This window comes from Xanthomonas sp. LF07-6, from assembly GCF_034105445.1.
GTDB lineage: Bacteria > Pseudomonadota > Gammaproteobacteria > Xanthomonadales > Xanthomonadaceae > Xanthomonas_A > Xanthomonas_A sontii.
The window spans coordinates 47,823-71,084 of the sequence record NZ_JAXGGI010000017.1; the positions used below are offsets into that span (position 1 = coordinate 47,823).

Below are 23,262 nucleotides of genomic sequence, written 5' to 3' on the forward strand. Positions count from 1 at the left end.
CCTGTTGCACGGTGGTGCAGCTCTAAGGCCGGGCAGCGCTGCGGTGAATGGTCTACCCGAGTGCAGGTAGTGCGTCATTGTCGGCCTGCATCGATGAGATCACCGACACTGAGAAGGGATGTCCATATCCTCAAACTGGGCTGCCAGTGGCAGGACGCCAGCCTCAAACCTGGCGCCACGCAAGTCGCATTTCTTGAATTTCGCATCGGCAAAGATGCAGTTGATGAATGTCGATGCTCTGAATTCGACTCTGTCAAAGACAGCGCCGGTAAAATCGCAGTCTATGAATTTTACCCGGCGGCCGCCGTACTCCACTCCGCAAGATCCACCGGAAAATCTGGCTTTGACGAAATCGGTTTTTTCGCAGATCGCATCATCCATGTTGATCACAAGCTTGCTTTTTGAAAAGTTGCAGTTTTTTATTTCCGATCTGCACAAAAGGGCTCCGTTCAAGCTGGCACTTTCGAAGCTGACATTCATGAAGGAACTATCGTTCGCACTTCCCGATATTTTCGAGTAAGACAGATCGGTGTTGCTGATCCTCGATTCGAAGAGATTTGCGGCTTTTAACTGCTCCAGGATGGCAGATGGGCCGATGCTGATGCCGGAAAGATCAGCGTCGCGAATGATCGGCCGTCCAGCCGCGATCGAATCGATGCTGTCGATGATGCTCGACAGATATGCATGGTTTCGCCATTTGGCGGTTGTGTTTTTCATGGGGGCCGCCTCGGGGATGAATTGGCCGCATGATATCTGCCATGCCGTTATGGTTGAGCGCGGCTGCAGCTTCGGACGCGCCGCGACGTCCGCACCCTGAGTGGCTGTCGGGCTCAGGGTCCAGGATCGATGATCGGTGTGTCGGAAATGTTTGTCCTGTTGGTTGGCCGGGATCATTCCGGCGATGCCGTTCTCGCAACGTCGCTTTGCGCTGCCGGCACGCGCTGGAGGACCAAGGCGCGTCGGCTCAGCGGCGCTGCAGCACGTAGCTGTTCTCGAAGCCGTGGGCGCAGCCGAGCACATGGAAGTCGCCGAAGTAGCCGGCGGCGCGCAGCAGGTCCACCGCGGGACCGACCTCCGGCGAGTATTCCCAGTCGCCGTAGTCGTCGAACACCACGAACCCGCCGGACACCACGCTCGGTCCGTACAGCAGGAAATCCAGCAGCACGTTGCGCCCGGTGTGCCCACCGTCGATGTGCAACAGCGCCACCTTCGGCTCCATGGCGTAGAAATGTTCGGCGCAGAATTCGGAATAGCCGCGGATGAAGCGCGCATTGGGCAGCAACTGCTGCCGATAGTGGTTGAACTCCTCGAACTGGTTCGGCAGCGCGAACGGGTCCATGCCGATCACCCGGCGCTCGCGCCCGCAGACCTCGTTCATCAGCACCAGCGACTTGCCCTTCCACACCCCGATCTCCACCAGATCGCCCGGCACGCCCTCCAGCAGCAGGCACAGATAGCCCAGCAGCCGCACATGGTCGTGGAAGGACAGCTCGCGCCGCTCCATCGCGTGTTCGGCCGGCAGGCCGGCCTGGGCCTGCACGAAGTGCTCGCCGATCAGCTCCCAGATCCGCGGAATGCTGCCTTCGGCCGCGTGTTCGTCGATGAAACGGTTGAGTTCCTGGATGGTGAGCATGCGGTCTCCGGCCGAATGCGCCGGTCCGTCACCGGCGCTGCAGTCGGATAGTAGCTCCAGCGCTGCCCCGGACGCCGCCATTTTGCATATGTCATGCCGGCGAGTGCGCCAAGTGCTGCCGGAGCATCCTGTAGGCGACGCACGCTCATGCCCGGCAGGGCCGTCGCGAGCCGTCGCCGTTCACACTGACTGGCAGCGCGCTCCCCTACGCCGGAAGGGATCAATAGGGTGGGTATCGGCCACAAATCAGGTTTTGCCCGGCATCCCTTCCCTTGGCGACGGTCGATTCTGTGGGTGCGTGGCCTTCGCCAACCGCGATCCGGTCCTAGTCGATCAACTGGAAGCCGCTGGTTTCGCCAGTGCAACGCGATCGGCATCTGCCGTCGACCGGGATGCAAGGACATGCCAAATCAACCGCACGATCACATGTAGAGAGAGGATGACATGAAGTACTACCACTACGGCCCAATGTCGATTCTGAGCAAGGTGAAGCGACTGGGCGGCAGCAAGGGATGGGAGTTCATCGAAAGCGCGCAAGATCAGTCGGAAGGAAAGCCGAAAGCGTGCTATGTCACACGCCTTTCGCCGGCGCAACTTGCCGACAACAGTAGCCCGGTGGCGCGGGTGCTAGGCCTGAAGGCGACGCCGGGCGATCGCTGGCTGTGCTTTGAGATGGACTTGCCCGATGCCTGGGAGGAAAAAGGGGCTGCCGTGCTGGTCACGCCCATCAAGGGGGACAGAGGCAAGCAGGGAATCGCCCTGTTTCTTACCAAGCAAAACGGCTACGACGCGAGTATCGATGATGGCGTGGACCCACGTAGCGACTACATCTATATCAATCGCGCGTACTGCACGCAAATATGGACCATCAGTACTGGCACGGGGAAAGGCAAGGCATTCGAACCCTACAAGCCGTAGTCGATCCGGTTCTGCGCCTGCTCGCTGCGCACGTTTTCGGCACGATGCGTGCGTGCGCGCATTTTGCGGACGCAGGGAGCGATGTGCCGTCGTTCCGCACCTGTGTTGCGTCAGGGAACATGGACGGATCGTGCGCCGCTGGGCGCGATGCAGCCAGCGAGACAATGCGGCCGTGCGGCCACCATCGGTCGGTGACACACCGGGGGCGTCCATATCCGGACGGGATGGACGCTGCTTGGTCTGGGGCGAGCGCTGCTTACCTGGCGCGCCAGGTGGCGGCCACCCGTCCGGGCTGCAACATTGCGACATCAGCGTCCGGCTGCGCCGCACCACTGGACATCGCCGCCGCGGTGCGCTTTGCTTGCAGGCTCCCCCATTCATGGGCGGCGCCGCCGGCGTGGCGCCGCCGTCCGGACGAGCATGCATTCGATCGAAGTGGTCTTGGCGATGTTGCTGGCCGTGGTGGCCAGCGGCTACCTGGTGCGCGTACTGCCGTTTTCGCTGCCGTTGCCGCTGGTGCAGATCGGCCTGGGCGCGATCATCGCCGGCGTGTTCAAGAAGGGTTATGCGCTGGAGCCGGAGCTGTTCTTCCTGCTGTTCCTGCCGCCGCTGCTGTTCCTGGACGGCTGGCGCATCCCCAAGCAGGGCCTGTTCCGCGACAAGGGCGTGATCCTGGAGCTGGCGCTGGGCCTGGTGGTGTTCACCGTGATCGGCGCCGGTTTCCTGATCCACTGGATGATCCCGACCATGCCGCTGGCGGTGGCGTTCGCGCTGGCCGCGGTGGTGTCGCCGACCGATCCGATCGCGGTGTCCTCGATCGCCGCGCGCGCGCCGATCCCCAAGCGGCTGATGCACATCCTGGAAGGCGAATCGCTGCTGAACGACGCCTCCGGCCTGGTCTGTTTCCAGTTCGCGGTGGCCGCGGCGATCACCGGCACGTTCTCGCTGGCCGATGCCTCGCTGACCTTCCTGTGGGTGGCGCTGGTCGGGGTGGCCGCCGGCATCGCGGTGGTGGTCGGCACCAGCCTGGCGCAGCGCTGGGTGTGGCGCCAGGTCGGCGAGGAGCCGGGCGCGGCGATCCTGGTCAACCTGCTGCTGCCGTTCGCCGCCTACCTGCTGGCCGAGGCGATCAACGCCTCGGGCATCCTCGCCGCGGTCGCCGCCGGCATCGCCATGAGCTACGTGGAACTGAGCGGCCGCGCTCCGGGCAGCATGCGCGTGCAGCGCTCGGCGGTGTGGGACATGGTGCAGTTCACCCTCAACGGCATCATGTTCGTGCTGCTCGGCGAGCAGTTGCCGGGCATCGTGCAGGGCGCCATGCACAACATGGACGAAGCCGGCCACCTGGACCCGTGGTGGCTGCCCGCCTATGCGCTGGCGATCTACGTCGGCCTGCTGTTGCTGCGCTTCCTGTGGGTGTGGCTGTCGCTGCGCTGGACCCTGCTCAAGGCGCGCCGTCGCGGCGAGGACCGGCAGAGCCCGCCGTGGCGGATCGTGGTGGCGACCTCGCTGGCCGGCGTGCGCGGCGCGATCACCCTGGCCGGCGTGCTGACCCTGCCGCTGGCCCTGCCCGGCGGCGCCGCGTTCCCGGCGCGCGACCTGGCGATCTTCCTGGCCAGCGCGGTGATCGTCACCTCGCTGCTGGTCGCCAGCATCGGGCTGCCGCGGTTGCTGCGCGGCCTGGAGTTGCCGGAAGAGCCGACCGACCGCCTGGAGGAAGACCTGGCCCGCCGCGAGTCCTCGCGCGCGGCGCTGGCGGCGGTGGAGAAGCTGCGCCAGCGGCTGGTGCAGGACAGCGAGCACGCCGATCTCTACAACGAGGCCGCCAACCGGGTCAGCGCGCTGTACCAGCGCCATCTCGACCATGGCGAGGCGATGGAGAGCGATCCGGAGGAGGCGCGGCGCCTGGACGCGGTGCTGCGCCAGCTGCGGCACGCCGGCCTGCAGGCCGAACGCCAGGAACTGTTCAAGCTGACCCGCCAGCGCAAGATCTCCGACGAGATCGCGCGGCGGCTGATCCGCAACCTGGATCTGCTGGAGGCGCGGCGCAAGAGTTGATCGACGGCCGGGAATGGGGAGTCGGGAATGGGGATTCGTGAAAGCGGCTTCCTGGCGTCGTTTTGGGCTCGCCGCGATGCCACTTTCGGCGCGCGCCGGTTCACTGCTCGTCGCTTTCTGCCCGCCAGGGGCGCACGCCGGCCTGCGCCCCTGGCGCTGTGTGGTCTGTTGCAAGCCGCGTGGCTAGCGCATCGCGCTAGGCGTCCTCGGCCAGCGGCGGCAGCCGTCGCGGCACCGGGGTCGACTTCACGATGGCGGAGTTGGTTTCGGCGCGATCGGTGACTTTTGCCAGGATGCTGTCCAGGTGCTCGATGTTGCGCAGGTACAGCCGGCAGATGAAGCAGTCCTCGCCGGTCACCTTGTCGCACTCGACGAATTCCGGGATGCGCTGCAGCAGTTCCTCTACCAGGTGCAACTGCCCCGGCAGCGGTTTGACCCGCACGATCGCCTGCAAGGTGTAGCCCAGCGCGCGCGGATCGAGCTCGACCGTGAATCCGGCGATCACGCCCTGGTGCTGCAGCCGGCGCACGCGGTCGGCGGTCGCCGGGGCCGACAGGCCGATCTGCCGGGCCAGTTCGCTGGTCGCCATGCGCGCGTCTTGCGCCAATGCAGCCAGGATGGCGCGGTCGATCGCGTCGAGTGGGGCGATGGCGGGAGGGGAAAGGCGGGTTTGCATGGTGACCTTCCTTTTTTAGGTGAATTCCGAAATTCGCCTAAGTTTAAGCATATTTTCGCGGAATTTCGGTTTCTACAATGACGGCTGTTCGCAGCATTGAAAGGAACCGGGATGGCCTCGAACGAGATTCGCCGTGGTGCGGCCGAGATGGTCGTGGCCATGCTCATGTCCGGCACGATCGGCTGGCTGGTGGTGTCGTCGGGGCAGTCGCCGTTCAACGTGGTGTTCTTCCGCTGCCTGTTCGGCGCGGCCACGCTGCTCATCGTCTGCGCGGCGCTGGGCCTGTTGCGGCGCAAGGCGTTCTCGCCGCGGATGCTGGCGCTGGTGCTGCTCGGCGGGATCGCGATCGTGGGCAACTGGCTGCTGCTGTTCGCCGCCTACGGCCGCGCGTCGATTTCGATGGCCACCGCCGTCTACAACACGCAGCCGTTCATGCTGGTCGGGCTCGGCGCGCTCGTGTTCCGCGAGCGCATCAGCGCCTCGACCGTGGGGTGGCTGGCGGTGGCGTTCGTCGGCCTGGTGGGCGTGGTGCGCATCGCGCCTGCGGTGCTCGCGGTGCCGGGCGAGTACCTGCAGGGCGTCGCCCTGGCGCTCGGTGCCGCGTTTCTGTACGCGGTGTCGTCGATCGTCACCAAGCACCTGAAAGGCACGCCGCCGCATCTGCTCGCGCTGCTGCAACTGGGCATCGGCATTGTGTTGCTGGCGCCGTTCGTGCGCTTCGATGCCTTGCCCAGCCGTCCCGGCCAATGGCTGGATCTGGTCGTGCTTGGCGTGGTCAACACCGGGGTGATGTACGTGCTGCTGTACGGCGCCATCCAGAAACTGCCAACAGCAATGATCGGGGCGCTGTCGTTCATCTATCCGGTGGTGGCGATCGCGGTCGATCGCATCGCCTTCGGGCAGTCGCTGGCGTGGACGCAGGTACTCGGGGCGCTGCTGATCCTGCTGGCGGCGGCCGGGGTCAACTTCGGCTGGCGCGTGTGGCCGTGGCCGCGCGCAGCGCGGGCGCCTGCCAGCCGGCTCAAGACCGGCGAGCGCTAGTCCACGGCGCGACGACGGCGTCGCCCGGCGTTTGCGGATACCTCGCTGGCGCACTGTCCCGCATCCGGGAGAGTGCTTCCGCCGGATCGGGATTTATCCATCACGAGCCGGCTTCTACCCTGGGGGCCGTTTCCGCAGCCGCCGCGCGCCCAGGGAGTTCCCGTGTCGCCGATCATTTCCGTACAACACCTGACCAAGACCTACGCCGGGGGTTTCCAGGCACTGAAGGGCATCGACCTGGAGATCCATCGCGGCGAGATCTTCGCCCTGCTCGGCCCCAACGGTGCCGGCAAGACCACGCTGATCAGCATCATCTGCGGGCTGGTCAATCCCAGCAGCGGCCGGGTGCTGGCCGACGGCCACGACATCGTGCGCGACTACCGCGCCGCGCGCGGCAAGATCGGCCTGGTGCCGCAGGAACTGGCCACCGATGCGTTCGAGACGGTGTGGGCGACGGTGCGCTTCAGCCGCGGCCTGTTCGGCAAGCCGCGCGACGATGCGCACCTGGAGCGGGTGCTGCGCGAGCTGTCGCTGTGGGACAAGCGCGGCAGCCGCATCTCCACCCTGTCCGGCGGCATGAAGCGGCGCGTGCTGATCGCCAAGGCGCTGGCGCACGAGCCGTCCATCCTGTTCCTGGACGAACCCACCGCCGGGGTCGACGTGGAGCTGCGCCACGACATGTGGCAGATGGTGCGGCGCCTGCGCGAGCAGGGCACCACCATCATCCTGACCACGCACTACATCGAGGAAGCCGAGGACATGGCCGACCGCGTGGGCGTGGTCAATCGAGGCGAACTGGTGCTGGTGGAGGACAAGCGCACGCTGATGCGCAAGCTCGGCAAGAAGCAACTGGCGCTGACCCTGCAGGCACCGCTGCACGCGTTGCCGCCGGAGCTGGCGGCGCAGCCATTGGAGCTGTCCGCCGACGGCACGACACTGACCTACACCTACGACGCGCAGGCCGCGCAGACCGGCATCGGCCCGCTGCTGCGGCAACTGGAGGCGCAGGGCGTGGAGATCAAGGATCTGCAGTCCAGCGAGAGTTCGCTGGAGGAGATCTTCGTCAACCTGGTGCGGCCGGCGTCGGCCGCGGCGGAGGTGCGCGCATGAACCTGCACGCGATCGCCGCGATCTACCGCTTCGAGATGGCGCGCACCTTCCGCACGCTGACCCAGTCCATCGCCTCGCCGGTGCTGTCGACCTCGCTGTACTTCGTGGTGTTCGGCGCGGCGATCGGTTCGCGCATGGGCGCCATCGACGGCATCAGCTACGGCGCCTACATCATCCCCGGGCTGGTGATGCTGTCGCTGCTCAGCGAAAGCATCTCCAACGCCTCCTTCGGCATCTACATGCCGCGTTGGGCCGGCACCATCTACGAGGTGCTGTCGGCGCCGGTGGCGTGGTGGGAGGTGGTGATCGGCTATGTCGGCGCGGCGGCCAGCAAGTCGGTGCTGCTGGGCCTGCTGATCCTGCTCACCGCACGCGCCTTCGTGCCGTACGAGATCGCGCATCCGCTGTGGATGTTCGGCTTCCTGGTGCTGACCGCGCTGACCTTCAGCCTGTTCGGCTTCATCATCGGCGTGTGGGCCGACGGCTTCGAGAAGCTGCAGGTGATCCCGCTGATGGTGATCACGCCGCTGACCTTCCTCGGCGGCAGCTTCTACTCGATCAACATGCTGCCGCCGCTGTGGCAGAAGATCAGCCTGTTCAACCCGGTGGTGTACCTGGTCAGCGGCTTCCGCTGGGCGTTCTACGGCAAGGCCGACGTGCACATCGCGGTCAGCCTGGGCATGACCCTGGCGTTCCTGGCGCTGTGCCTGGGCGTGGTGTGGGCGATCTTCCGCAGCGGCTATCGGCTCAAGCCCTGAGGCGGCAGCGGGGGCCGCGGCGTGCGGCCGTGCGTCGCAGCGGCATGCCGGCAGGCGCGGCGCCTGCCGGCGGTCGCGCCTACTTGGCGTCGAGCCAGAAGGCTTCGACCGTGCCCTTGACCTTCATGGTCATCGGGTTGCCGCGGCGGTCGCGCGCCTTGCCGACCTGGACGCGGATCCAGCCTTCGCTGATCGAGTACTCCTCGACGTTGTCGCGCTCCACGCCGTTGAAGCGGATGCCGACGCCGCGCGACAGCGTCTCGGCATCGTGGAAGGGGCTCTGCGGGCTGACCGCCAGGCGGTCGGGGGGCGTGTCGGACATCGTGGTGGCTTCGCGTGGCGGCGGACAGCGCCGTCTTCCGGGCTGCGAAGGATAAACGCCTGCGGCGCCGTTGCCGAGTTCCTTGCGCTTCCGTCGCCGCGGCGGGCACGGCACACTTGCACCTTCCCTTCCATCCGCCGGCTCACGCCATGCCCGACAACAGCACCGATTACGACGATCCCGACGATCTGCACGACGAGCTCGACGACGATCCGGACACCCAGCAAGGGCTGATCTGGAACCTGCTGCTGCTGATCAATCCCGGCGACGAGGAAAGTGCGCTGCGTCAGTTCAACGCGTTCCGCGAAGCGCGCGCCGAGCACGAGGGCGAAGAGAACGACGGCTGGTTGTGGACGCTGAAGGATGCCATCGACTGGAGTGCCGGCTTCTACGTGGACTGGAAGGACACCGAGTCGCTGATCGGCGCGATCGACGAACTGGCGACGCGCTGGAACCTGCGCATCGATTGGGGCGGCGACGTGGACGACGAGGACTTCCTCGACAGTCATGACGTGCCGGCGCTGCTGAACGTGGCCTACGACCGCCTGCGCGAACACGGCTACACCCTCTGGTGCTGGGACACCGAGGGCGATGCGTACGCCGGGTGGATGGCGCTCAGCCGCGACGACGAGGACATGCGGCGCCTGGCGGCGCTGCTGGACATCGAACTGCGCCCGGGCAGCGATCCGTTCTAGGCGGACGTGGCGCCACCGTTCACGGCGCCTCGCCGCGCGCCTGCGCACGTGCATTGCGGATCAATGCTTTCAGCAGCTCGCGGTCGCTGTGTCGCGAGACCGGCACCGCGCCCAGACGGATCGCGTCGTCGCGCAGGGCGGCGGGCACGTCGTAGTGCGCGCCGCTGAGCTTGTTCTGGAAGGCGCGGCGGGGGATGCCCAGCCGCGCCGCCATGGCGTGCAGTTCGTCCAGCGTGTCGGCGAGCAGGTGGCCCCAGCGCTGGCCGCGCCAGGGATGCACCGCATCGTCGATGTAGACCGCCACGCGCCAGGTCAGGCCGGCTTGTGCGTGCCGTCGGCGTCCGCCGCGGGTTCCGCGGTGGCGCTGCCGTCGGCCTCGGCCGGAGCGGCATCGCCCGTCTCCGCCGCGGCGTCCGCGTCGGCCCCGTACTCGTCCGCATCCTCTGCCGCGCCATCGCCCGCGGCGAACTCGGCAACCAGCGCGTCCAGGTACTCGGTCGGGGTCTGGCCGGCCTCGGCCGCCAGTGCGTCGATCATCTGCTGCAGCTGCGTGGAGTAGTCCAGGGTGATGGTGTTGCCTTCCTGCTCCTGCAGGTTGGCCAGGTGCTTGAGCATCGCCAGCATCGGCACCGGATTGTCGGCATTGCCCATGGTCTGGCCACCGACCGACAGCAACCACTGGCGACCCTGCAGGCCGATCGCGGCCAGCACGCGGCCGCTCTCGTTCTGCAGCACGGCGTGGTTGGCGATGGGCTGCTCGCGGCCCAGGCGGGCGAAGGGGCGCGGCGACTGCTGCTTCTTGCGCTTGTCGCGCTTGGCTTTGGATTGCTTGGACACGGCGGTCTCGTTGGCGAAGTGGCGGCCATTGTAAGCGCCGCGCCGTGTGCGGTCCCGCCGGGCCGGTGCGGCGCGGTCGTCGCCCGCGCCTGCGCGGCCGCTGGCGGCGCGCGCGGTGGCGCCGCGGTCAGCGCGTGTTGGCCGCTGCCGGGGTCCCGCCGGGGGCGGCGGTGCTCGCCACCGGTGCGCTGCCGTTGATGCTGCGCAAGGCATCGCGCGCGGCGGCGGCCGCGGCCTCCGGCGAGGTCGTGCGCGGTTCGACGATCTGCACCGAGGCCTTGCCGGAGGTCGCGGCCGGGGCCGTCGGGGCAGCGCCGTTGCTGGCGGCAGGCGCCGCCGCGGGCGCGCCCTTGCCGGTGGGCGGCGCGGCGGCCGCGTCCGTCGCCGCGGCGCTCAGGTCCGGCACCTTGGTGTCGGCGTCGGGCTGCACCGTGCCCAGGGCGACGCTGTGGTCGCCGTCGGCGGTGGCGGCGTCCTCGGCATCCTTGGTCATCACCACGATGCTGATGCGGCGGTTGATCGGATTGTTCGGCACCTGCTTGTCGAACAGCACCGAGGAGGACAGCCCGACCACGCGCGAGACCTTGTCCTCGCCCATGCCGCCGGCGACCAGCTCGCGGCGCGCGGCGTTGGCGCGGTCCGCGCTCAGCTCCCAGTTGCTGTAGCCGTTCTTGCCGCTGTACTGGGTGACATCGGTGTGGCCGGTGATGCTGATGTGGTTGGGCACCTGGTTGATGAAGCCGGACAGCTCGTGGAGGATGCCGCGGGTATAGGGCTTGAGCACCGCGCTGCCGAGGTCGAACATCGGCCGGTTTTCCTTGTCCACGATCTGGATGCGCAGGCCGTCCGGGGTCAGGTCCAGCAGCAGCTGGTCCTTGAACGGTTCCAGCGCCTGGCTCTTGTCGATGGCTTCCTTCAGCTCCTGCATCAGCGTTTCCAGGCGCTGCTTCTCCTTCTCGCGCTGCGTGGTCTTGCTGTCGTCGCCTTTCAGGCTCTTGCTGCCGAACGGATCCTTGTTGTTGCCGCGCTGCATCTCGCCGGCGCCGCCGAGCTTGATCATCGAGGTGCTGGCGCCGCCGGGGCCGGCCATGCCGGGGCTCGGCGCCGGGCTCTTGCCGGCCAGCGGGCTGGGATTGCGGAAGTATTCGGCGATCGCCGCGCGCTGTTCCTTGGTGGTGGCCGCCACCAGCCACAGCACCAGGAAGAACGCCATCATCGCGGTCACGAAGTCGGCATAGGCCACCTTCCACGCGCCGCCGTGGTGGCCGCCGCCCTGGACCTTCTTGACCCGGCGGATGACGACGGTGGATTTGGTCTCGGCCATGACCGCGTTACTTGATCGTCTTCAGATGCGATTCGAAGTCGGCGAAGCTCGGCCGCACGTCGGTCGGCAGGGTCTTGCGCGCGAATTCGAGGGCGATCTTCGGGTTGTAGCCGCGCAGGCAGGCCAGCAGCGCGGTCTTCACCGATTCGAAGATGCGGCTGTCCTGCTCGGCGCGCGCTTCCATCGCCGCCGACAGCGGCGCGACGAAGCCGTAGGCCAGCAGGATACCGAGGAAGGTGCCGACCAGCGCCGCGCCGACGTGGTGGCCGATCTCCTCGATCGGACCGCCGATCGAGCCCATGGTGATGACGATGCCCAACACCGCGGCGACGATGCCGAAACCGGGCAGGCCGTCGGACACCTTGCTCAGCGCATGCGCCGGCGCCATCGCCTCGTGGTGGTGCTTCTCCAGCTCCAGCTCCAGCAGCGGTTCCAGTTCGTGCGGCTCGATGTTGCTGCCGATCATCAGGCGCAGGCAGTCGGTGATGAAGTCGAGCAGGTGGTGGTCGGCCAGCACCTTCGGGTAGTTGCCGAAGATCGCGCTGTCGGCCGGGCGCTCGACGTGGTCTTCCAGGGCCATGAAGCCGTCGCGGCGCGCCTTGTTCAGCAGTTCGTAGATCAGGGTGAGGGTGCTGCGGTAGTCGTCGGCCTTGTACTGCGGGCCCTTGAACACGCCCAGCACGCCGGAGAGCGTCGCCTTGACGATCTTGCCCGGGGTGCTGACCAGGAACGCGCCCAGCGCCGCGCCACCGATGATCATCAGCTCGTAGGGCTGCCACAGCGCGCCGAGTTTGCCGTGCGACAGCACGTAGCCGCCGACCACGCTGATGATGACGACGATGAAGCCAACGATGATGAGCATGGCGGGGCAGCCTGCGGGCCGAAGCGGGGACGCTCTAGATGTCGGCCCCGCCGCGCCATTCTGAAGGTGTGAACTGTGCCGGGTTTTTGGCGGCGGCCGCGCCCGCGCCGGTGTTCAGCCGGTCATGCCGCTGTCGTGGCGGACGCATTTGAGGGTCTCGCCCAGGCCGGCCAGGGTCAGCGTGGCCTGGTCCGGCTGCGACTGCCGGAAGGTATTGCCCAGGGCGTCGGTGTAGCGCGCGCCGGTGGCGCCGCCGGCATCGGTGCGCTGCATGTCCAGGTGGGTGCCGCGCACCTGCAGGGCCAGGCGCTCGCGGGCCGGGTCGGCGGCCGCCTGCACCAGCTCTTCGCCGCAGCGCCACTGCATGGGCAGGGCATCGGCCTGCAGGCCGCGCGCGGCGGCCGGGGAGGCCGCCGCCGCGGGGGCGGCCTGCATGGGCGGGGTGGGGCTGCGCTGGCAGGCGGCCAGGAGGAACAAAAGGGGAAGCGACGAGGTACGCATGCCGGTGGTCTCCCTGTGGCGGCGCGGCGGCGCCGGGGATCAGGCCGGTTCGGTCTCGCCGCCGCCGCGGTGCAGCGGGTTGGGCAGCGCCTGGCCCTGTTCGGTGAACTGCAGCGACACCGAATTCAGGCAGTGGCGCTCGCCGCTCGGCGGCGGGCCGTCCGGAAACACATGGCCGAGATGGCTGTCGCAGCGGGCGCAGACGATCTCGGTGCGGATCATGCCGTGGCTGGTGTCGCGTATCTCGCGCACGTGGTCGGGGTGGTAGGGCGCGAAGAAGCTCGGCCAGCCGGTGCCGGAATCGAACTTGGCGCTGGAGCGGAACAGCGGCAGCCCGCACATCCGGCAGGTGTAGACGCCCTCCAGCTTGTTGTCCAGGAACACGCCGCAGAACGGCGCTTCGGTGCCGTGCTGCAGCAGCACCCGGCGTTCCTCCGCATTCAGTCCGCCGATCAACTGCTCGCGCTCGGCAGCGGTAGGAGGCGTGAGGTCGAATCGGCTCATGGCGGGGCCCGTGGCTGGAGGAGGGGAAAACAACATGAGGGCTGTACGGGGTGGATCAAGCGCGCCGCGCCGCGTCGACGCCGAGTTGGCGATGCGCTAGCGTGGAACGCTCTCTTGCGGCCCGTCGATGGAGCCACCGTGAAGCGCCTGCTGCCCTGCGTTGCCATCGCCCTGCTCGTGCCGGCGCTTGCCGCCGCGCAGAGTCTCCAGCCAGTCCCCGGCGCACCGGCCGGCAATCGCGACGCCAACACCCTGCAGTCCGCGCCGCCGCCGGCGCCCTCGGTGGCGAGCCGCCTCGACGAGCGTCCACCTGCCTCGACGACCGCCCCCAAGGCCGCGCCGGTGCCCTCCAGCCTGGACGACCGGCCGCAAGGAAAGGCCCGGCACACGCGTCCGGCCAGTCCGGCGGTACCGGCCGCCGCGCTCGCCGACCCGTCCGCACGCCGCCCGGTCCGCCTCTACGACCGCCGCGGCCAGCTGGTGCCCGGGGCGATGCAGGTGGGGCCGAACCGCGCGCTGGATACCCGCACCGGCCGTTACTACGACACCGTGCCCAGCGGCGACGGGGTCCGCATCCAGGACTGAGCGCCTGCGCCCCGGCGGCGAACGCGCGGCGAACGCCGCGTGGCCGCCATCCTCACAAATCGGTTCCTAGACTGGCGAACCGGCCGCGACTGCCGCGGCGCCATGTTTTCGCAGGAGAACCGATGAGCAAGCTTCCCGACAACACCCTGATCGTCGTCGCCGACCGCACCAGCGCGCGCCTGTTCCGGGTCAATCTGGCCGGCGAGACCGCGCTGCTGGAGCAGACCGAAGTGCTGAACCCGACGCCGATCGAGGGCGTGGAGGATGGCGACCGGCCGATGACCATGGATGAAGCCGGGTTCGTGCGCCAGATCGCCGAGCGCCTGTACCAGGATGCGTTGCGCGGCGATGTCGAGCACCTGATGCTGGTCGCCGACCCGCACACGCTGGGGCAGTTGCGGCCGCTGCTGCACAAGGAGGTCCAGAAGCGGGTGGTGGCCGAACTGGCCAAGAACCACGCCAATTCCTCGCGCGACGACCTGGAGAAGCTGCTGGTCTCCTGACCCGCCCCTCGCGTGGAGCGCTCAGTCGGCGATCGGCAGGCTGAGCGTTTCCTTCACTTCCTCCATCACGATGTAGCTCTTGGACTCGCGCACATGCGGCAGGGTCAGCAGGGTGCTGCCCAGCAGCTTGCGGTAGGACGCCATCTCGCTGATGCGGGCCTTGAGCAGGTAATCGAAGTCGCCCGAGACCAGGTGGCACTCGAGCACGTTGGGCAGCTTCAGCGCGGCGCGGCGGAACTCCTCGAAGATGTCGCCGGACTTGTAGGCCAGGCTGATCTCCACGAACACCAGCAGGCTGGCCTTGAGGTAATGCGGGTCCAGCCGCGCGTAGTAGCCGGTGATGGCGCCGTCGCGTTCCAGCCGGCGCACCCGCTCGGTGCACGGAGTGGTGGACAGGCCCACCCGCTCGCCCAGTTCGGTGAAGGAGATGCGCCCTTCCTGCTGCAGGATGCGCAGGATCTTGCGGTCGATCTTGTCCAGTTCGCGAAGGCGTGCGGCCATGCGTGGCGGTCTCAGGGGTTTGGCCTGCCGGGTCGGCAGAAGTCAGGGGAAAATCCTGGGTTCTGCTGCCTATACTGCACCGAACTTCTGCCCTGGCGCCATCCAGCCAGGGAATTGATCCGAACGGAGTAGGCGCATGCGGGTTCTGGTTCTCGGCAGCGGTGTGATCGGCACGGCCACGGCGTGGTATCTGGCCCGCAGCGGCTGCGAGGTGACGGTGGTCGACCGCCAGCCGGCGGCCGGGCTGGAGACCAGTTATGCCAATGCCGGCCAGGTCTCGCCCGGCTACGCCTCGCCGTGGGCGGCGCCCGGGGTGCCGCTGAAGGCGCTGAAATGGCTGTTCCAGCGCCATGCGCCGCTGGCGATCACCCCGACCGCCGATCTGCAGCAGTACCTGTGGCTGGCGCAGATGCTGCGCAACTGCACCGCCGAGCGCTACGCCATCAACAAGGCGCGGATGGTGCGCCTGTCCGAGTACAGCCGCGACTGCCTGGACCAGCTGCGTGCCGAGACCGGCATCGCCTACGAAGGCCGCCAGCTCGGGACCACCCAGTTGTTCCGCACCCAGCAGCAACTGGACGGTGCGGCCAAGGACATCGAGGTGCTGCGCGAGTACGGCGTGCCCTACGAGCTGCTGGATTGTGCCGGCATCGCCCGGGTCGAGCCGGCCCTGGCCAGCGCACCGGCGACCTTGGTCGGCGCGCTGCGCCTGCCCAACGACCAGACCGGCGACTGCCGCCTGTTCACCCAGCGCCTGGCCGCGATGGCCGCCGCGGCCGGCGTGCAGTTCCGCCAGGGCGAGACCATCGAGGCGCTGCAGGCCGATGGCGACCGCATCGACGGCGTGCGCATCGGCGGCCGGGTGGAGCGCGCCGACCGCTATGTGGTCGCGCTGGGCAGCTATTCGCCGGGCCTGCTGGCGCCGCTGGGCATCCGCCTGCCGGTGTACCCGCTGAAGGGCTACTCGCTGACCCTGCCGATCCGCGACGCGGCGCTGGCGCCCACCTCCACCATCCTCGACGAGAGCTACAAGGTGGCGATCACCCGCTTCGACGCGCGCATCCGCGTCGGCGGCATGGCCGAACTGGCCGGTTTCGACCTGTCGCGGCCGGCACGGCGCCGCGCCACGCTGGAGAAGGTGGTCAACGACCTGTACCCGCGCGGCGGCGACCTGGCCGCGGCCGAGTTCTGGACCGGGCTGCGCCCGGCCACCCCGGACGGCACGCCGGTGGTCGGCGCCACCGGCTACCGCAACCTGTTCCTCAACACCGGCCACGGCACGCTGGGCTGGACCATGGCCTGCGGCTCCGGTCGCTACCTGGCCGACCTGATGGTCTCGCGGCAGCCGCAGATCAGCGGCGAGGGCCTGGACATCTTCCGTTATTCCCGCGGTTCCGCCGCGTCCGTCGCCGAGGCCGTCGCGTGCGCCCAGCCCGTGCATTGATCGATCTCGCCGCGCTGCGCCACAACTACCGCCTGGCCCGCCGGCTGAGCGGCGGCAAGGCGCTGGCGGTGGTCAAGGCCGATGCCTACGGGCACGGCGCGGTGGCCTGCGCGCGCGCGCTGGACGGCGAGGCCGACGGCTTCGCGGTGGCCTGCATCGAGGAGGCGCTGGAACTGCGCCAGGCCGGCATCGCCGCGCCGATCCTGCTGCTGGAGGGCATCTTCGACGCCGACGAACTGCCGCTGGTCGCCGAACACCGGCTGTGGTGCGCGGTGGCCTCGCCCTGGCAGGTGGAGGCGATCGCCGCCTTCGCCGCACCGCAGCCGCTGTGCCTGTGGCTGAAGCTGGACAGCGGCATGCACCGGCTGGGCCTGGCGCCGGAGGAATTCCGCGCCGCGCACGCGCGGCTGAGCGCGCTGCCGCAGGTCGAGCGGCTGGTGCTGATGAGCCACTTCGCCCGCGCCGACGAACTCGATAGCGCGCGCACCCGCGAGCAGGTGGAGGTGTTCCGTCAGGCCACCGCCGGCCTGGCCGGCGAGACCAGCCTGTGCAACTCGCCAGCCCTGCTCGGCTGGCCGGAGCTGCGCAACGACTGGGGACGGCCGGGACTGATGCTGTACGGTGCCGACCCGTTCGCCGCCGCGGCCGCGCTGCCCGGCGAACTGCGTCCGGTGATGACCCTGCAGTCCAGGATCATTTCCGTGCGCACTATCGCGCCGGGCGAGCCGGTCGGCTACGGCGCGCGCTTCGTCGCGGCGCGGCCGACCCGGGTCGGCGTGGTGGCGATCGGCTATGCCGACGGCTATCCGCAGTTCGCGCCCAACGGTACGCCGGTGCTGATCGATGGCGCGCCCGGCGAGCTGATCGGGCGCGTGTCGATGGACATGCTGACCGTGGACCTGACCGACCACCCGCAGGCCGGGCTCGGCAGCGAGGTGCAGTTGTGGGGCGAACAGCCGCGCATCGACGCGCTGGCCGGGCGCTGCAGTTCCAGCGCCTACCGCTTGCTGTGCGGCCTCAAGCGCGCGCCGCGCGTCTATCTCGACGCGTAAGCCAATGGCTGACGGCGCCGGCGCGATGCCGGCGCCGCGCGTGCGGCCTCAGCGCTCGGCGACTGCGCTGTCCTTGTTGCGGAACTGGCGGCGCAGCCAGTCGTCGAGCATGCGCTTTTCGTAGCGCAGCGGATCGGTGCTCAGGCCGACCGAGCTGTTGTACAGATAGCTGGGGTCCATCAGTTTCGGCTGGCCCTGCGCGATCACTTGGCCGTCGGCGCCGTACAGGGTGAAGTCGAGGCTGATCCGCGGCGGGTACAGGTCGCGCATCACCCGCACGTCGTTCCAGTTCGGGCCGTGCCACGGCTCGAAATCGCCGGCGCGCTTGATGTCGGTCAGCTTGATGTCCAGGCGCTGGCCGGGCTGCAGTTGCTTGGCGGCCTGCTTCTGCAGGTAGGCGGCCAGGTCCTGTACCCAGTCGCCGCGTTCGGCTTCCCAGCGATTGCGGCTCTGCCGCAGTTCGCTGAAGGTGGACGGGTCGGCCCAGCTCACCTGCACCGGGCCGTCGCTGACGAGGCTGCGCGGCGCCTGCGGGTCGGTGACGTTGCGGATCTCGGCGGAGGCGCCGCCCGCCCACAGGCAGGCAACAGCCAGCGCCGTCCAGGCATAGCGGATCTTCATGGCGGATCTCCAGGAGGCGTACGCGCAGTGTGTGCCTGTGCCGGCGCGCCCGCAATCGCGGCGAGGCGCGCGGCGGCGACCGTTGGCCGCGGATTCATCCGCCCGGCATGACGGACGGCTCACATCGCCTCGCCGCCTGCTTCACGGCGCGCGCGGGAGCATGGCCGCCACTCGAGCACGACGGGGATCGCATGAAGACGCCGCTGTTCCACCAGGCCCACACCGGCAGCGATGTGCGCCTGCAGTTCATCGACTGGGCCAAGCGGCATGGGCACAGCCCGGCCAGCGGTGCGGCCGCGTTCGTCGAGCACCAGGCCAACCTGGACGAGGCGGCGCGGCAGTTGCGCCTCAACCCCGGCGACGACGTGCGCCATCTGCTGCGGCGCTACTTGGTCTCGCTTGGCGAGGCGCAGGACGTGGCCGTGCAGTTCCCGCCCAGTTACCACTACCGCAGCCCGCAGGGGCAGAGCTTCCGCTACACGCTGACCCTGGTGCTGGCCGAGGACGGCGTGGAGTGGAAGGCGCGGGTGTGGACCGGCCTGGAGTACCTGGGCCTGATCGTCGGCCGCGGTGCCGGCCCGCGCGCCAACTACACCCGCCTGGCGCGGATGGCGGTGGAGCACGAACTCGCCGGCGACGCGCCGCGTTTCACGCTCGGCTGAGTAATTCAGGAACGTTGTCATGTCCGTCGTCAGCGCACCCGAGCGATCCGTGGTTCCCGAAGAATGCCGCCGGCAATGCCGGCAGCTGGGGCCGGCGCGCGTGCAGCAGTTGCTGGAATCCTCTTCGCCGCCGCCGTGGCGCGAGGAAGCCGAGCGTTGGCTGGAAGAGCAGGCCTTGCGCAGCGCGCGCCTGACCCAGTGGATGGTGCTCGCCGGCATCGGCCTGTCGTTGCTGGGCATCGTGCTGGTGATCGCGTTCTTCTGGTGACATCGTTCGGGCAGGCGCAGCACAGGTGCTGGCTTGACGGCGGCGGAGTGGCTTAACAAGATGGGGGTTTACGCCTTGCCGCTCCTGGCGCATCGTCGTTGCGCCGCGGATGCCGGGCACCGTCTTCATCCGTTGCCGTAGGCCGCTTCCAGAGCTAGTCCGTCATGCATGCCAGTCCAGACTCCACCGCTTCCTCGTTCGCGCAGGCGACGGACCTGCAGTACCGCGAGATCTTCGACAAGATCGATTCCGGCTTCTGCGTGATCCAGATGCTGTTCGAGGGCGAGCGCGCGGTCGATTACGTGTTCCTGCAGGTCAATCCGGCCTTCGAGCGCGAGACCGGCCTGCGCGATGTGGTCGGGCGGCGCATGCGCGAGATCTCGCCGACCCACGAGGAGCACTGGTTCCAGCGCTACGGCGCCGTCGCGTTGACAGGCCGTCCGGACAAGTTCGAGAACTTCGCGACTGCGCTGGACCGCTGGTGGGCAGTGGATTCGTTCCGCGTCGGCGCGCCGGAACTGCGCCAGGTCGCCGTGCAGTTCCTCGACATCACCGAGCGCAAGCGGATGGAGCGCGACCTGGCCGAGAGCGAGGCGCGCTTCAGCGCGCTGGCAGAGGGCCTGCCGATGCCGGTGTGGGTGCTGGACGCCCAGGGCGAAATGCGCTTCACCAACACCGCCTATGCCGAATTCTTCGGCATCGATCTGGACACCGATGCTGCGCGCCCGGGTTGGGGCGACGTGCTGCATCCGGAAGACGTGGGCGTGTTCGCCTACGAATTGCGCAACGCGCTGCACGACCAGCGCAACCTGCGCGCGCTGGTGCGCGCGCGCCGCCACGACGGCGAGTGGCGCTGGGTGGAAATGACCGCGGTGCCGCGCTATTCCGCCGAGGGCCAGTTCATCGGCCTGGCCGGCAGCAGTCCGGACGTCACCGAACGCCGCGACATCGAACTGGCGCGCGAGCAACTGCTGGAATCCGAGCGCAGCGCACGCAACGCCGCCGAGAGCATGGCACGGCTGAAGGACGAATTCCTGGCGACGCTGTCGCACGAACTGCGCACGCCGCTCACCACCATCCTCGGCTGGAGCGACCTGCTGCTGCAGCGGCTGCCGCCGGGCGACCCGAGCAGCAAGGGCCTGTCGGTGATCGCCAGCAGCGCGCGCGCGCAGCAGCGGCTGATCTCGGACATGCTCGATCTCAGCAGCATGCTGCTGGGCAAGGTGCAGTTGGAAGTGGAGGCGCTGGACCTGGCCGAACAGGTGCGCGAGGCGATGCGCGCGCAGGAGCCGGTGGCCGAAGGCAAGGACCAGGCGCTGACCCTGCAGGCGCCTTCGCAGCCGTGCATGGTGCTGGGCGACGCCACGCGCCTGCAGCAGGTGTTCTGGAACCTGTTGTCCAACGCGATCAAGTTCACGCCCGCGCACGGGCGCATCGCCCTGGCGATCGCGCTCGACGACGATGGCGAGCACGTCAGCGTGGCGGTGCGCGATTCCGGCGACGGCATTCCGCCGGAGTTCCTGCCGCATCTGTTCGGGCGCTTCCGCCAGGCCGACAGCACCACCACGCGCCTGCACGGCGGCCTCGGCCTGGGCCTGGCGATCGTGCAGCAACTGGTGGAAATGCATGGCGGCCAGATCAGTGCGGCCAGCGAAGGTCGCGGCTGCGGCTCGGTCTTCACCGTGCGCCTGCCGCTGCACCGCGATGCGCCGGGCTCGCGCCCGCTGCGCGAAGTGCGCGCGTTCGCGATGGCCGAACAGGTGGTCGAGGCGTATTCGCTCAAGGGCGTGCGCCTGTTGGCGGTGGAGGACCAGCCGGACATGCTCGACTACCTGCGGCGCCTGCTCGAGGAGCAGGGCGCGGAGGTGGTCGCGGTGGGCTCGGCCAGCGAGGCGCTGGAGGTGCTCGACGGCGGCGGCCATGCGGCGATCGACGTGATGGTCACCGACATCGGCATGCCGGGCATGGATGGCTACGGGCTGATCCGCACCGTGCGCGAGAACATGGGCCTGGGCGCGGACGAACTGCCGGCGGTCGCGGTGACTGCGCTGGCGCGTGCCGACGATCGCCAGCGCGCGCTGCATTCCGGCTTCCAGGAACACCTGGCCAAGCCGTACAGCGTGGCGCAGCTTGTCTCGGCGGTGCGCTTCGCGCGGCAGCGTTAGCGCGGTCTTGCCCGCCGGCTCACGCGGCCGGCGTTAGGCTGCTGCGGTTCCCCCTCAGGAGTCCGCCGATGACCCAGTTTGCCGAGCGTATCCACACCGACCAGGCGCAGATCCGGGCGCTGGAAGCGTTGATCCTGCAACTGCCCGGGCAGGCGCATGTGCGCATCGAATTGCACGACGGCAGCGTGTGCTTCGGCACCGTGTCGGTCCGGCCCAGCATCCAGCAGTTCCGCGACGCCGATGGCAACGAGGGCAGCAATGCGCAGGTGCGCATCGACGACCTCGACGATCCGGCCCGGCACCGCTACCTGTGGCTGGACGAAATCCGCAGCGTGCGCCAGTTGCCGGCACGGCCCTGGGAGACCGATCCGCGCGGCGACGCCTCTTGACGCATCTTTCACTTTTTCCGCGTCGGGGCTGTGCATCATCGGCGTTCCCCCGTGTTCCCGGATATCCAAGACACATGGCCATGTCTTCGCCGATTCGCGCCCGTTGGGTGTTGTGTGCGCTCAGTGCCGCCCTGCTCGCCGCCTGCGGCGACACCGCCAAGCACGCCATCGAGGAGGGCATGGGGCCGGATCCGGTGTTGCCCGATCCGGTCAAGCGCATGATCCCCACGGTCAAGGTCGCCGAGGTCAAGCGCTGGGCCGATGGCGCCGCGCCGGTACCGGCCGCCGACCTGGCGGTGCAGGCCTTCGCCCGCGACCTGGACCATCCGCGCTGGCTGTATGTGCTGCCCAACGGCGACGTGCTGGTCGCCGAGACCGCCGAGCCGCCGGCACCGGAAAAGGAGAGCAGCGGCCTGCGCGACAAGATCCAGGGCGCGATGATGGCCAAGGCAGGCGCCGCCGTGCCCAGCGCCAACCGCATCACCCTGCTGCGCGACGCCGACGGTGATGGCGTCGCCGAAGTGCGCACGCAGTTCCTCAAGGGCCTGTATTCGCCGTTCGGCATGGCCCTGGTCGGCGACCGTCTTTACATCGCCAATGCCGATGCCCTGGTCAGCTTCCCGTACAAGGACGGCGACACCCAGATCACCGCCGCGCCCAGCTTCGTCGCCAACCTGCCCGGCGGCATCAACCACCACTGGACCAAGAGCCTGCTGGCCAGCCGCGACGGCAAGAAGCTGTACGTGGGCGTCGGCTCCAACAGCAACGTCGCCGAGAATGGCATGGAGCAGGAACTCAACCGCGCCGCGATCCTGGAAGTGGACGCCGCCAGCGGCGCCACCCGCGTGTTCGCCAGCGGCCTGCGCAATCCGGTCGGCCTGGCCTGGCAGCCCGGCACCGACACGCTGTGGACCGTGGTCAACGAACGTGACGAGATCGGCAGCGACCTGGTGCCGGATTATCTGACCTCGGTGCGCGAGGGCGGTTTCTACGGCTGGCCGTACAGCTACTACGGCCAGCACGTGGATGAGCGCGTGCAGCCGCAGAACCCGGAGATGGTGGCCAGCGCGATCAAGCCGGACTACGCGCTGGGCGCGCATACCGCCTCGCTGGGCCTGGCCTTCTACGAAGGTGCGCTGTTGCCGCAGCCCTACCGCGGCGGCGCCTTCATCGGCCAGCACGGCTCCTGGAACCGCGACCCGCCGTCGGGCTATAAGGTGATCTACGTGCCCTTCGCCAACGGCAAGCCCAGCGGCAAACCGCAGGACGTACTGACCGGCTTCCTCGACGCCGAGGGCCGCGCGCAGGGCCGCCCGGTCGGCGTGGCGGTGGACAAGCCGGGCGCGCTGCTGGTCGCCGACGACGTCGGCAATGTGGTGTGGCGGGTGACGCCGAAGCCGGGCAAGTAAGCGGCGTGGTGAGTCGCGTGTTTCCGCATCGATCGTAGAAGCGGCTTCGGCCGCGGTGCGGGGTTCATGGTCGCGATGCGGGATTGATGGCTGCGACGTGGGCTTCATGGTGAAGCCCGATCGCGGCTTAGGCCGTTCCTGCAAAGGACCACTGCGGCGGTGTGGCGCGTGCCCCCAGGGCTGCTGCATCGCGCATCTCATTGCGTGGCCGCGTGCTTCGAAAAACATGCGCAGGCACCCATAGGAGCGGCTTCAGCCGCGACGGGCCTTACAGGAAAAACCACGACCGCAGCCGCTTCCTGGAAGCCGGGTTTGTTTGCTGCAATCGAAAATCGCGCAAGTGGGCGCGAGGGCAAATGCATCTCTGCTAACGCGTGCAGGAGCGGGGGGGGGGGGGGGGGGGGGGGGGGGGGGGCCCCCCCCC

26 protein-coding genes and 1 pseudogene are annotated in these 23,262 nt (G+C 68.6%); 15 read left to right on the forward strand and 12 right to left on the reverse strand.

Going from position 1 to position 23,262, the window contains the following annotated elements:
• Positions 1–99 precede the first annotated feature (99 nt).
• Together SLW56_RS18875 and SLW56_RS18880 are read right to left on the reverse strand one after the other, a co-directional pair.
• The gene (locus tag SLW56_RS18875) at positions 100–894 is read right to left on the reverse strand and encodes a pentapeptide repeat-containing protein (protein ID WP_320695309.1); all 795 of its coding nucleotides are present in this window, start codon (positions 892–894) and stop codon (positions 100–102) included.
• A gap of 70 nt (positions 895–964) precedes the next feature.
• Positions 965–1,633, reverse strand: a complete 669-nt coding sequence (locus SLW56_RS18880; protein WP_267100589.1) for a class I SAM-dependent methyltransferase — start codon at positions 1,631–1,633, stop codon at positions 965–967.
• A gap of 444 nt (positions 1,634–2,077) precedes the next feature.
• On the opposite strand from SLW56_RS18880, the gene SLW56_RS18885 reads away from it, so the two are divergent.
• Both SLW56_RS18885 and SLW56_RS18890 read left to right on the forward strand, forming a co-directional pair.
• Positions 2,078–2,551, forward strand: coding sequence for a hypothetical protein (locus SLW56_RS18885; protein ID WP_295927502.1), 474 nt, complete (start codon positions 2,078–2,080; stop codon positions 2,549–2,551).
• Positions 2,552–2,971: 420 nt separating this feature from the next.
• Positions 2,972–4,609 carry a Na+/H+ antiporter gene (locus tag SLW56_RS18890; protein WP_017907651.1) on the forward strand — a complete coding sequence of 546 codons (1,638 nt, stop codon included), beginning with the start codon at positions 2,972–2,974 and terminating at the stop codon, positions 4,607–4,609.
• A gap of 196 nt (positions 4,610–4,805) precedes the next feature.
• Here SLW56_RS18890 and SLW56_RS18895 read toward each other — a convergent pair whose 3' ends face one another.
• On the reverse strand, positions 4,806–5,285 hold the full coding sequence (locus tag SLW56_RS18895) for an Lrp/AsnC family transcriptional regulator (protein WP_017907652.1): 480 nt from the start codon (positions 5,283–5,285) through the stop codon (positions 4,806–4,808).
• A 111-nt stretch (positions 5,286–5,396) separates the two neighbouring features.
• On the opposite strand from SLW56_RS18895, the gene SLW56_RS18900 reads away from it, so the two are divergent.
• The 3 genes from SLW56_RS18900 (at position 5,397) to SLW56_RS18910 (ending at position 8,194) form a co-directional block, all read left to right on the forward strand.
• Positions 5,397–6,326, forward strand: coding sequence for a DMT family transporter (locus tag SLW56_RS18900; RefSeq protein WP_320695310.1), 930 nt, complete (start codon positions 5,397–5,399; stop codon positions 6,324–6,326).
• A gap of 162 nt (positions 6,327–6,488) precedes the next feature.
• Entirely contained in the window at positions 6,489–7,436 is a 948-nt protein-coding gene (locus SLW56_RS18905; RefSeq protein ID WP_295969739.1) for an ABC transporter ATP-binding protein, read from the forward strand.
• Entirely contained in the window at positions 7,433–8,194 is a 762-nt protein-coding gene (locus SLW56_RS18910) for an ABC transporter permease (RefSeq protein WP_017907655.1), read from the forward strand. Before SLW56_RS18905 ends, SLW56_RS18910 begins: the two co-directional genes overlap by 4 nt.
• A gap of 79 nt (positions 8,195–8,273) precedes the next feature.
• Here the strand turns inward: SLW56_RS18910 and SLW56_RS18915 are convergent, their stop codons facing one another.
• The gene (locus SLW56_RS18915) at positions 8,274–8,516 is read right to left on the reverse strand and encodes a DUF3297 family protein (protein ID WP_010343635.1); all 243 of its coding nucleotides are present in this window, start codon (positions 8,514–8,516) and stop codon (positions 8,274–8,276) included.
• Between the two features lie 149 nt (positions 8,517–8,665).
• Here SLW56_RS18915 and SLW56_RS18920 point away from each other — a divergent pair, with 149 nt between their 5' ends.
• On the forward strand, positions 8,666–9,211 hold the full coding sequence (locus SLW56_RS18920; RefSeq protein ID WP_267100592.1) for a hypothetical protein: 546 nt from the start codon (positions 8,666–8,668) through the stop codon (positions 9,209–9,211).
• A 19-nt stretch (positions 9,212–9,230) separates the two neighbouring features.
• Here SLW56_RS18920 and SLW56_RS18925 read toward each other — a convergent pair whose 3' ends face one another.
• The 6 genes from SLW56_RS18925 to msrB form a co-directional block, all read right to left on the reverse strand.
• Positions 9,231–9,515 (reverse strand): DUF4031 domain-containing protein, encoded by a 285-nt coding sequence (locus SLW56_RS18925; protein WP_017915239.1) that lies wholly within the window; start codon positions 9,513–9,515, stop codon positions 9,231–9,233.
• Between the two features lie 8 nt (positions 9,516–9,523).
• Positions 9,524–10,048 carry a hypothetical protein gene (locus SLW56_RS18930; protein WP_320695311.1) on the reverse strand — a complete coding sequence of 175 codons (525 nt, stop codon included), beginning with the start codon at positions 10,046–10,048 and terminating at the stop codon, positions 9,524–9,526.
• Positions 10,049–10,175: 127 nt separating this feature from the next.
• The gene (motB, locus tag SLW56_RS18935) at positions 10,176–11,372 is read right to left on the reverse strand and encodes a flagellar motor protein MotB (RefSeq protein ID WP_267100678.1); all 1,197 of its coding nucleotides are present in this window, start codon (positions 11,370–11,372) and stop codon (positions 10,176–10,178) included.
• Positions 11,373–11,379: 7 nt separating this feature from the next.
• On the reverse strand, positions 11,380–12,234 hold the full coding sequence (gene motA / locus SLW56_RS18940; protein WP_017908926.1) for a flagellar motor stator protein MotA: 855 nt from the start codon (positions 12,232–12,234) through the stop codon (positions 11,380–11,382).
• A 114-nt stretch (positions 12,235–12,348) separates the two neighbouring features.
• Positions 12,349–12,669, reverse strand: coding sequence for a hypothetical protein (locus tag SLW56_RS18945; protein ID WP_295935440.1), 321 nt, complete (start codon positions 12,667–12,669; stop codon positions 12,349–12,351).
• Between the two features lie 105 nt (positions 12,670–12,774).
• A complete protein-coding gene (gene msrB, locus SLW56_RS18950; RefSeq protein WP_017912901.1) occupies positions 12,775–13,239 on the reverse strand; it encodes a peptide-methionine (R)-S-oxide reductase MsrB in 465 nt (154 codons plus the stop codon).
• A 138-nt stretch (positions 13,240–13,377) separates the two neighbouring features.
• Between msrB and SLW56_RS18955 the strand changes: the two genes are divergently transcribed.
• Together SLW56_RS18955 and SLW56_RS18960 are read left to right on the forward strand one after the other, a co-directional pair.
• The gene (locus tag SLW56_RS18955) at positions 13,378–13,824 is read left to right on the forward strand and encodes a hypothetical protein (protein ID WP_150411044.1); all 447 of its coding nucleotides are present in this window, start codon (positions 13,378–13,380) and stop codon (positions 13,822–13,824) included.
• A 122-nt stretch (positions 13,825–13,946) separates the two neighbouring features.
• Complete coding sequence (locus tag SLW56_RS18960; RefSeq protein WP_017914941.1) at positions 13,947–14,327, forward strand: host attachment protein; 381 nt, start codon at positions 13,947–13,949, stop codon at positions 14,325–14,327.
• Between the two features lie 21 nt (positions 14,328–14,348).
• Here SLW56_RS18960 and SLW56_RS18965 read toward each other — a convergent pair whose 3' ends face one another.
• Positions 14,349–14,828, reverse strand: a complete 480-nt coding sequence (locus SLW56_RS18965) for an Lrp/AsnC ligand binding domain-containing protein (protein ID WP_017908762.1) — start codon at positions 14,826–14,828, stop codon at positions 14,349–14,351.
• 136 nt (positions 14,829–14,964) lie between these two features.
• Here SLW56_RS18965 and SLW56_RS18970 point away from each other — a divergent pair, with 136 nt between their 5' ends.
• Both SLW56_RS18970 and alr read left to right on the forward strand, forming a co-directional pair.
• On the forward strand, positions 14,965–16,272 hold the full coding sequence (locus SLW56_RS18970; RefSeq protein ID WP_320695312.1) for a D-amino acid dehydrogenase: 1,308 nt from the start codon (positions 14,965–14,967) through the stop codon (positions 16,270–16,272).
• On the forward strand, positions 16,251–17,324 hold the full coding sequence (gene alr, locus SLW56_RS18975; RefSeq protein WP_295965363.1) for an alanine racemase: 1,074 nt from the start codon (positions 16,251–16,253) through the stop codon (positions 17,322–17,324). Before SLW56_RS18970 ends, alr begins: the two co-directional genes overlap by 22 nt.
• Before the next feature lie 48 nt (positions 17,325–17,372).
• Here alr and SLW56_RS18980 read toward each other — a convergent pair whose 3' ends face one another.
• Positions 17,373–17,945, reverse strand: a complete 573-nt coding sequence (locus SLW56_RS18980; RefSeq protein WP_267087569.1) for a DUF3016 domain-containing protein — start codon at positions 17,943–17,945, stop codon at positions 17,373–17,375.
• Between the two features lie 191 nt (positions 17,946–18,136).
• On the opposite strand from SLW56_RS18980, the gene SLW56_RS18985 reads away from it, so the two are divergent.
• The 5 genes and pseudogenes from SLW56_RS18985 (at position 18,137) to SLW56_RS19005 (ending at position 22,838) form a co-directional block, all read left to right on the forward strand.
• Entirely contained in the window at positions 18,137–18,607 is a 471-nt protein-coding gene (locus SLW56_RS18985) for a hypothetical protein (RefSeq protein ID WP_017914945.1), read from the forward strand.
• Between the two features lie 19 nt (positions 18,608–18,626).
• Positions 18,627–18,875: a hypothetical protein gene (locus SLW56_RS18990; RefSeq protein WP_148828011.1), complete on the forward strand. Its 249-nt coding sequence runs from the start codon at positions 18,627–18,629 to the stop codon at positions 18,873–18,875.
• A gap of 221 nt (positions 18,876–19,096) precedes the next feature.
• Positions 19,097–21,040 (forward strand): annotated as a pseudogene (locus SLW56_RS18995) (ATP-binding protein); the annotation flags it as partial.
• A 68-nt stretch (positions 21,041–21,108) separates the two neighbouring features.
• On the forward strand, positions 21,109–21,429 hold the full coding sequence (locus SLW56_RS19000) for a DUF3247 family protein (protein WP_320695313.1): 321 nt from the start codon (positions 21,109–21,111) through the stop codon (positions 21,427–21,429).
• 74 nt (positions 21,430–21,503) lie between these two features.
• Positions 21,504–22,838 (forward strand): sorbosone dehydrogenase family protein, encoded by a 1,335-nt coding sequence (locus SLW56_RS19005; RefSeq protein ID WP_267092947.1) that lies wholly within the window; start codon positions 21,504–21,506, stop codon positions 22,836–22,838.
• The last annotated feature ends 424 nt before the right edge of the window (positions 22,839–23,262 follow it).

What these genes read in the sequence shown, in the direction of transcription:
- SLW56_RS18875 (WP_320695309.1), bottom strand. Translation starts at nt 894, where the DNA reads ATGATCCCGGCCAACCAACAGGACAAACATTTCCGACACACCGATCAT.
- SLW56_RS18880 (WP_267100589.1), bottom strand. Translation starts at nt 1,633, where the DNA reads ATGCTCACCATCCAGGAACTCAACCGTTTCATCGACGAACACGCGGCC.
- SLW56_RS18885 (WP_295927502.1), top strand. Translation starts at nt 2,078, where the DNA reads ATGAAGTACTACCACTACGGCCCAATGTCGATTCTGAGCAAGGTGAAG.
- SLW56_RS18890 (WP_017907651.1), top strand. Translation starts at nt 2,972, where the DNA reads ATGCATTCGATCGAAGTGGTCTTGGCGATGTTGCTGGCCGTGGTGGCC.
- SLW56_RS18895 (WP_017907652.1), bottom strand. Translation starts at nt 5,285, where the DNA reads ATGCAAACCCGCCTTTCCCCTCCCGCCATCGCCCCACTCGACGCGATC.
- SLW56_RS18900 (WP_320695310.1), top strand. Translation starts at nt 5,397, where the DNA reads ATGGCCTCGAACGAGATTCGCCGTGGTGCGGCCGAGATGGTCGTGGCC.
- SLW56_RS18910 (WP_017907655.1), top strand. Translation starts at nt 7,433, where the DNA reads ATGAACCTGCACGCGATCGCCGCGATCTACCGCTTCGAGATGGCGCGC.
- SLW56_RS18915 (WP_010343635.1), bottom strand. Translation starts at nt 8,516, where the DNA reads ATGTCCGACACGCCCCCCGACCGCCTGGCGGTCAGCCCGCAGAGCCCC.
- SLW56_RS18920 (WP_267100592.1), top strand. Translation starts at nt 8,666, where the DNA reads ATGCCCGACAACAGCACCGATTACGACGATCCCGACGATCTGCACGAC.
- motB (WP_267100678.1), bottom strand. Translation starts at nt 11,372, where the DNA reads ATGGCCGAGACCAAATCCACCGTCGTCATCCGCCGGGTCAAGAAGGTC.
- motA (WP_017908926.1), bottom strand. Translation starts at nt 12,234, where the DNA reads ATGCTCATCATCGTTGGCTTCATCGTCGTCATCATCAGCGTGGTCGGC.
- SLW56_RS18945 (WP_295935440.1), bottom strand. Translation starts at nt 12,669, where the DNA reads ATGCAGGCCGCCCCCGCGGCGGCGGCCTCCCCGGCCGCCGCGCGCGGC.
- msrB (WP_017912901.1), bottom strand. Translation starts at nt 13,239, where the DNA reads ATGAGCCGATTCGACCTCACGCCTCCTACCGCTGCCGAGCGCGAGCAG.
- SLW56_RS18960 (WP_017914941.1), top strand. Translation starts at nt 13,947, where the DNA reads ATGAGCAAGCTTCCCGACAACACCCTGATCGTCGTCGCCGACCGCACC.
- SLW56_RS18965 (WP_017908762.1), bottom strand. Translation starts at nt 14,828, where the DNA reads ATGGCCGCACGCCTTCGCGAACTGGACAAGATCGACCGCAAGATCCTG.
- SLW56_RS18970 (WP_320695312.1), top strand. Translation starts at nt 14,965, where the DNA reads ATGCGGGTTCTGGTTCTCGGCAGCGGTGTGATCGGCACGGCCACGGCG.
- SLW56_RS18980 (WP_267087569.1), bottom strand. Translation starts at nt 17,945, where the DNA reads ATGAAGATCCGCTATGCCTGGACGGCGCTGGCTGTTGCCTGCCTGTGG.
- SLW56_RS18985 (WP_017914945.1), top strand. Translation starts at nt 18,137, where the DNA reads ATGAAGACGCCGCTGTTCCACCAGGCCCACACCGGCAGCGATGTGCGC.
- SLW56_RS18990 (WP_148828011.1), top strand. Translation starts at nt 18,627, where the DNA reads ATGTCCGTCGTCAGCGCACCCGAGCGATCCGTGGTTCCCGAAGAATGC.
- SLW56_RS19000 (WP_320695313.1), top strand. Translation starts at nt 21,109, where the DNA reads ATGACCCAGTTTGCCGAGCGTATCCACACCGACCAGGCGCAGATCCGG.
- SLW56_RS19005 (WP_267092947.1), top strand. Translation starts at nt 21,504, where the DNA reads ATGGCCATGTCTTCGCCGATTCGCGCCCGTTGGGTGTTGTGTGCGCTC.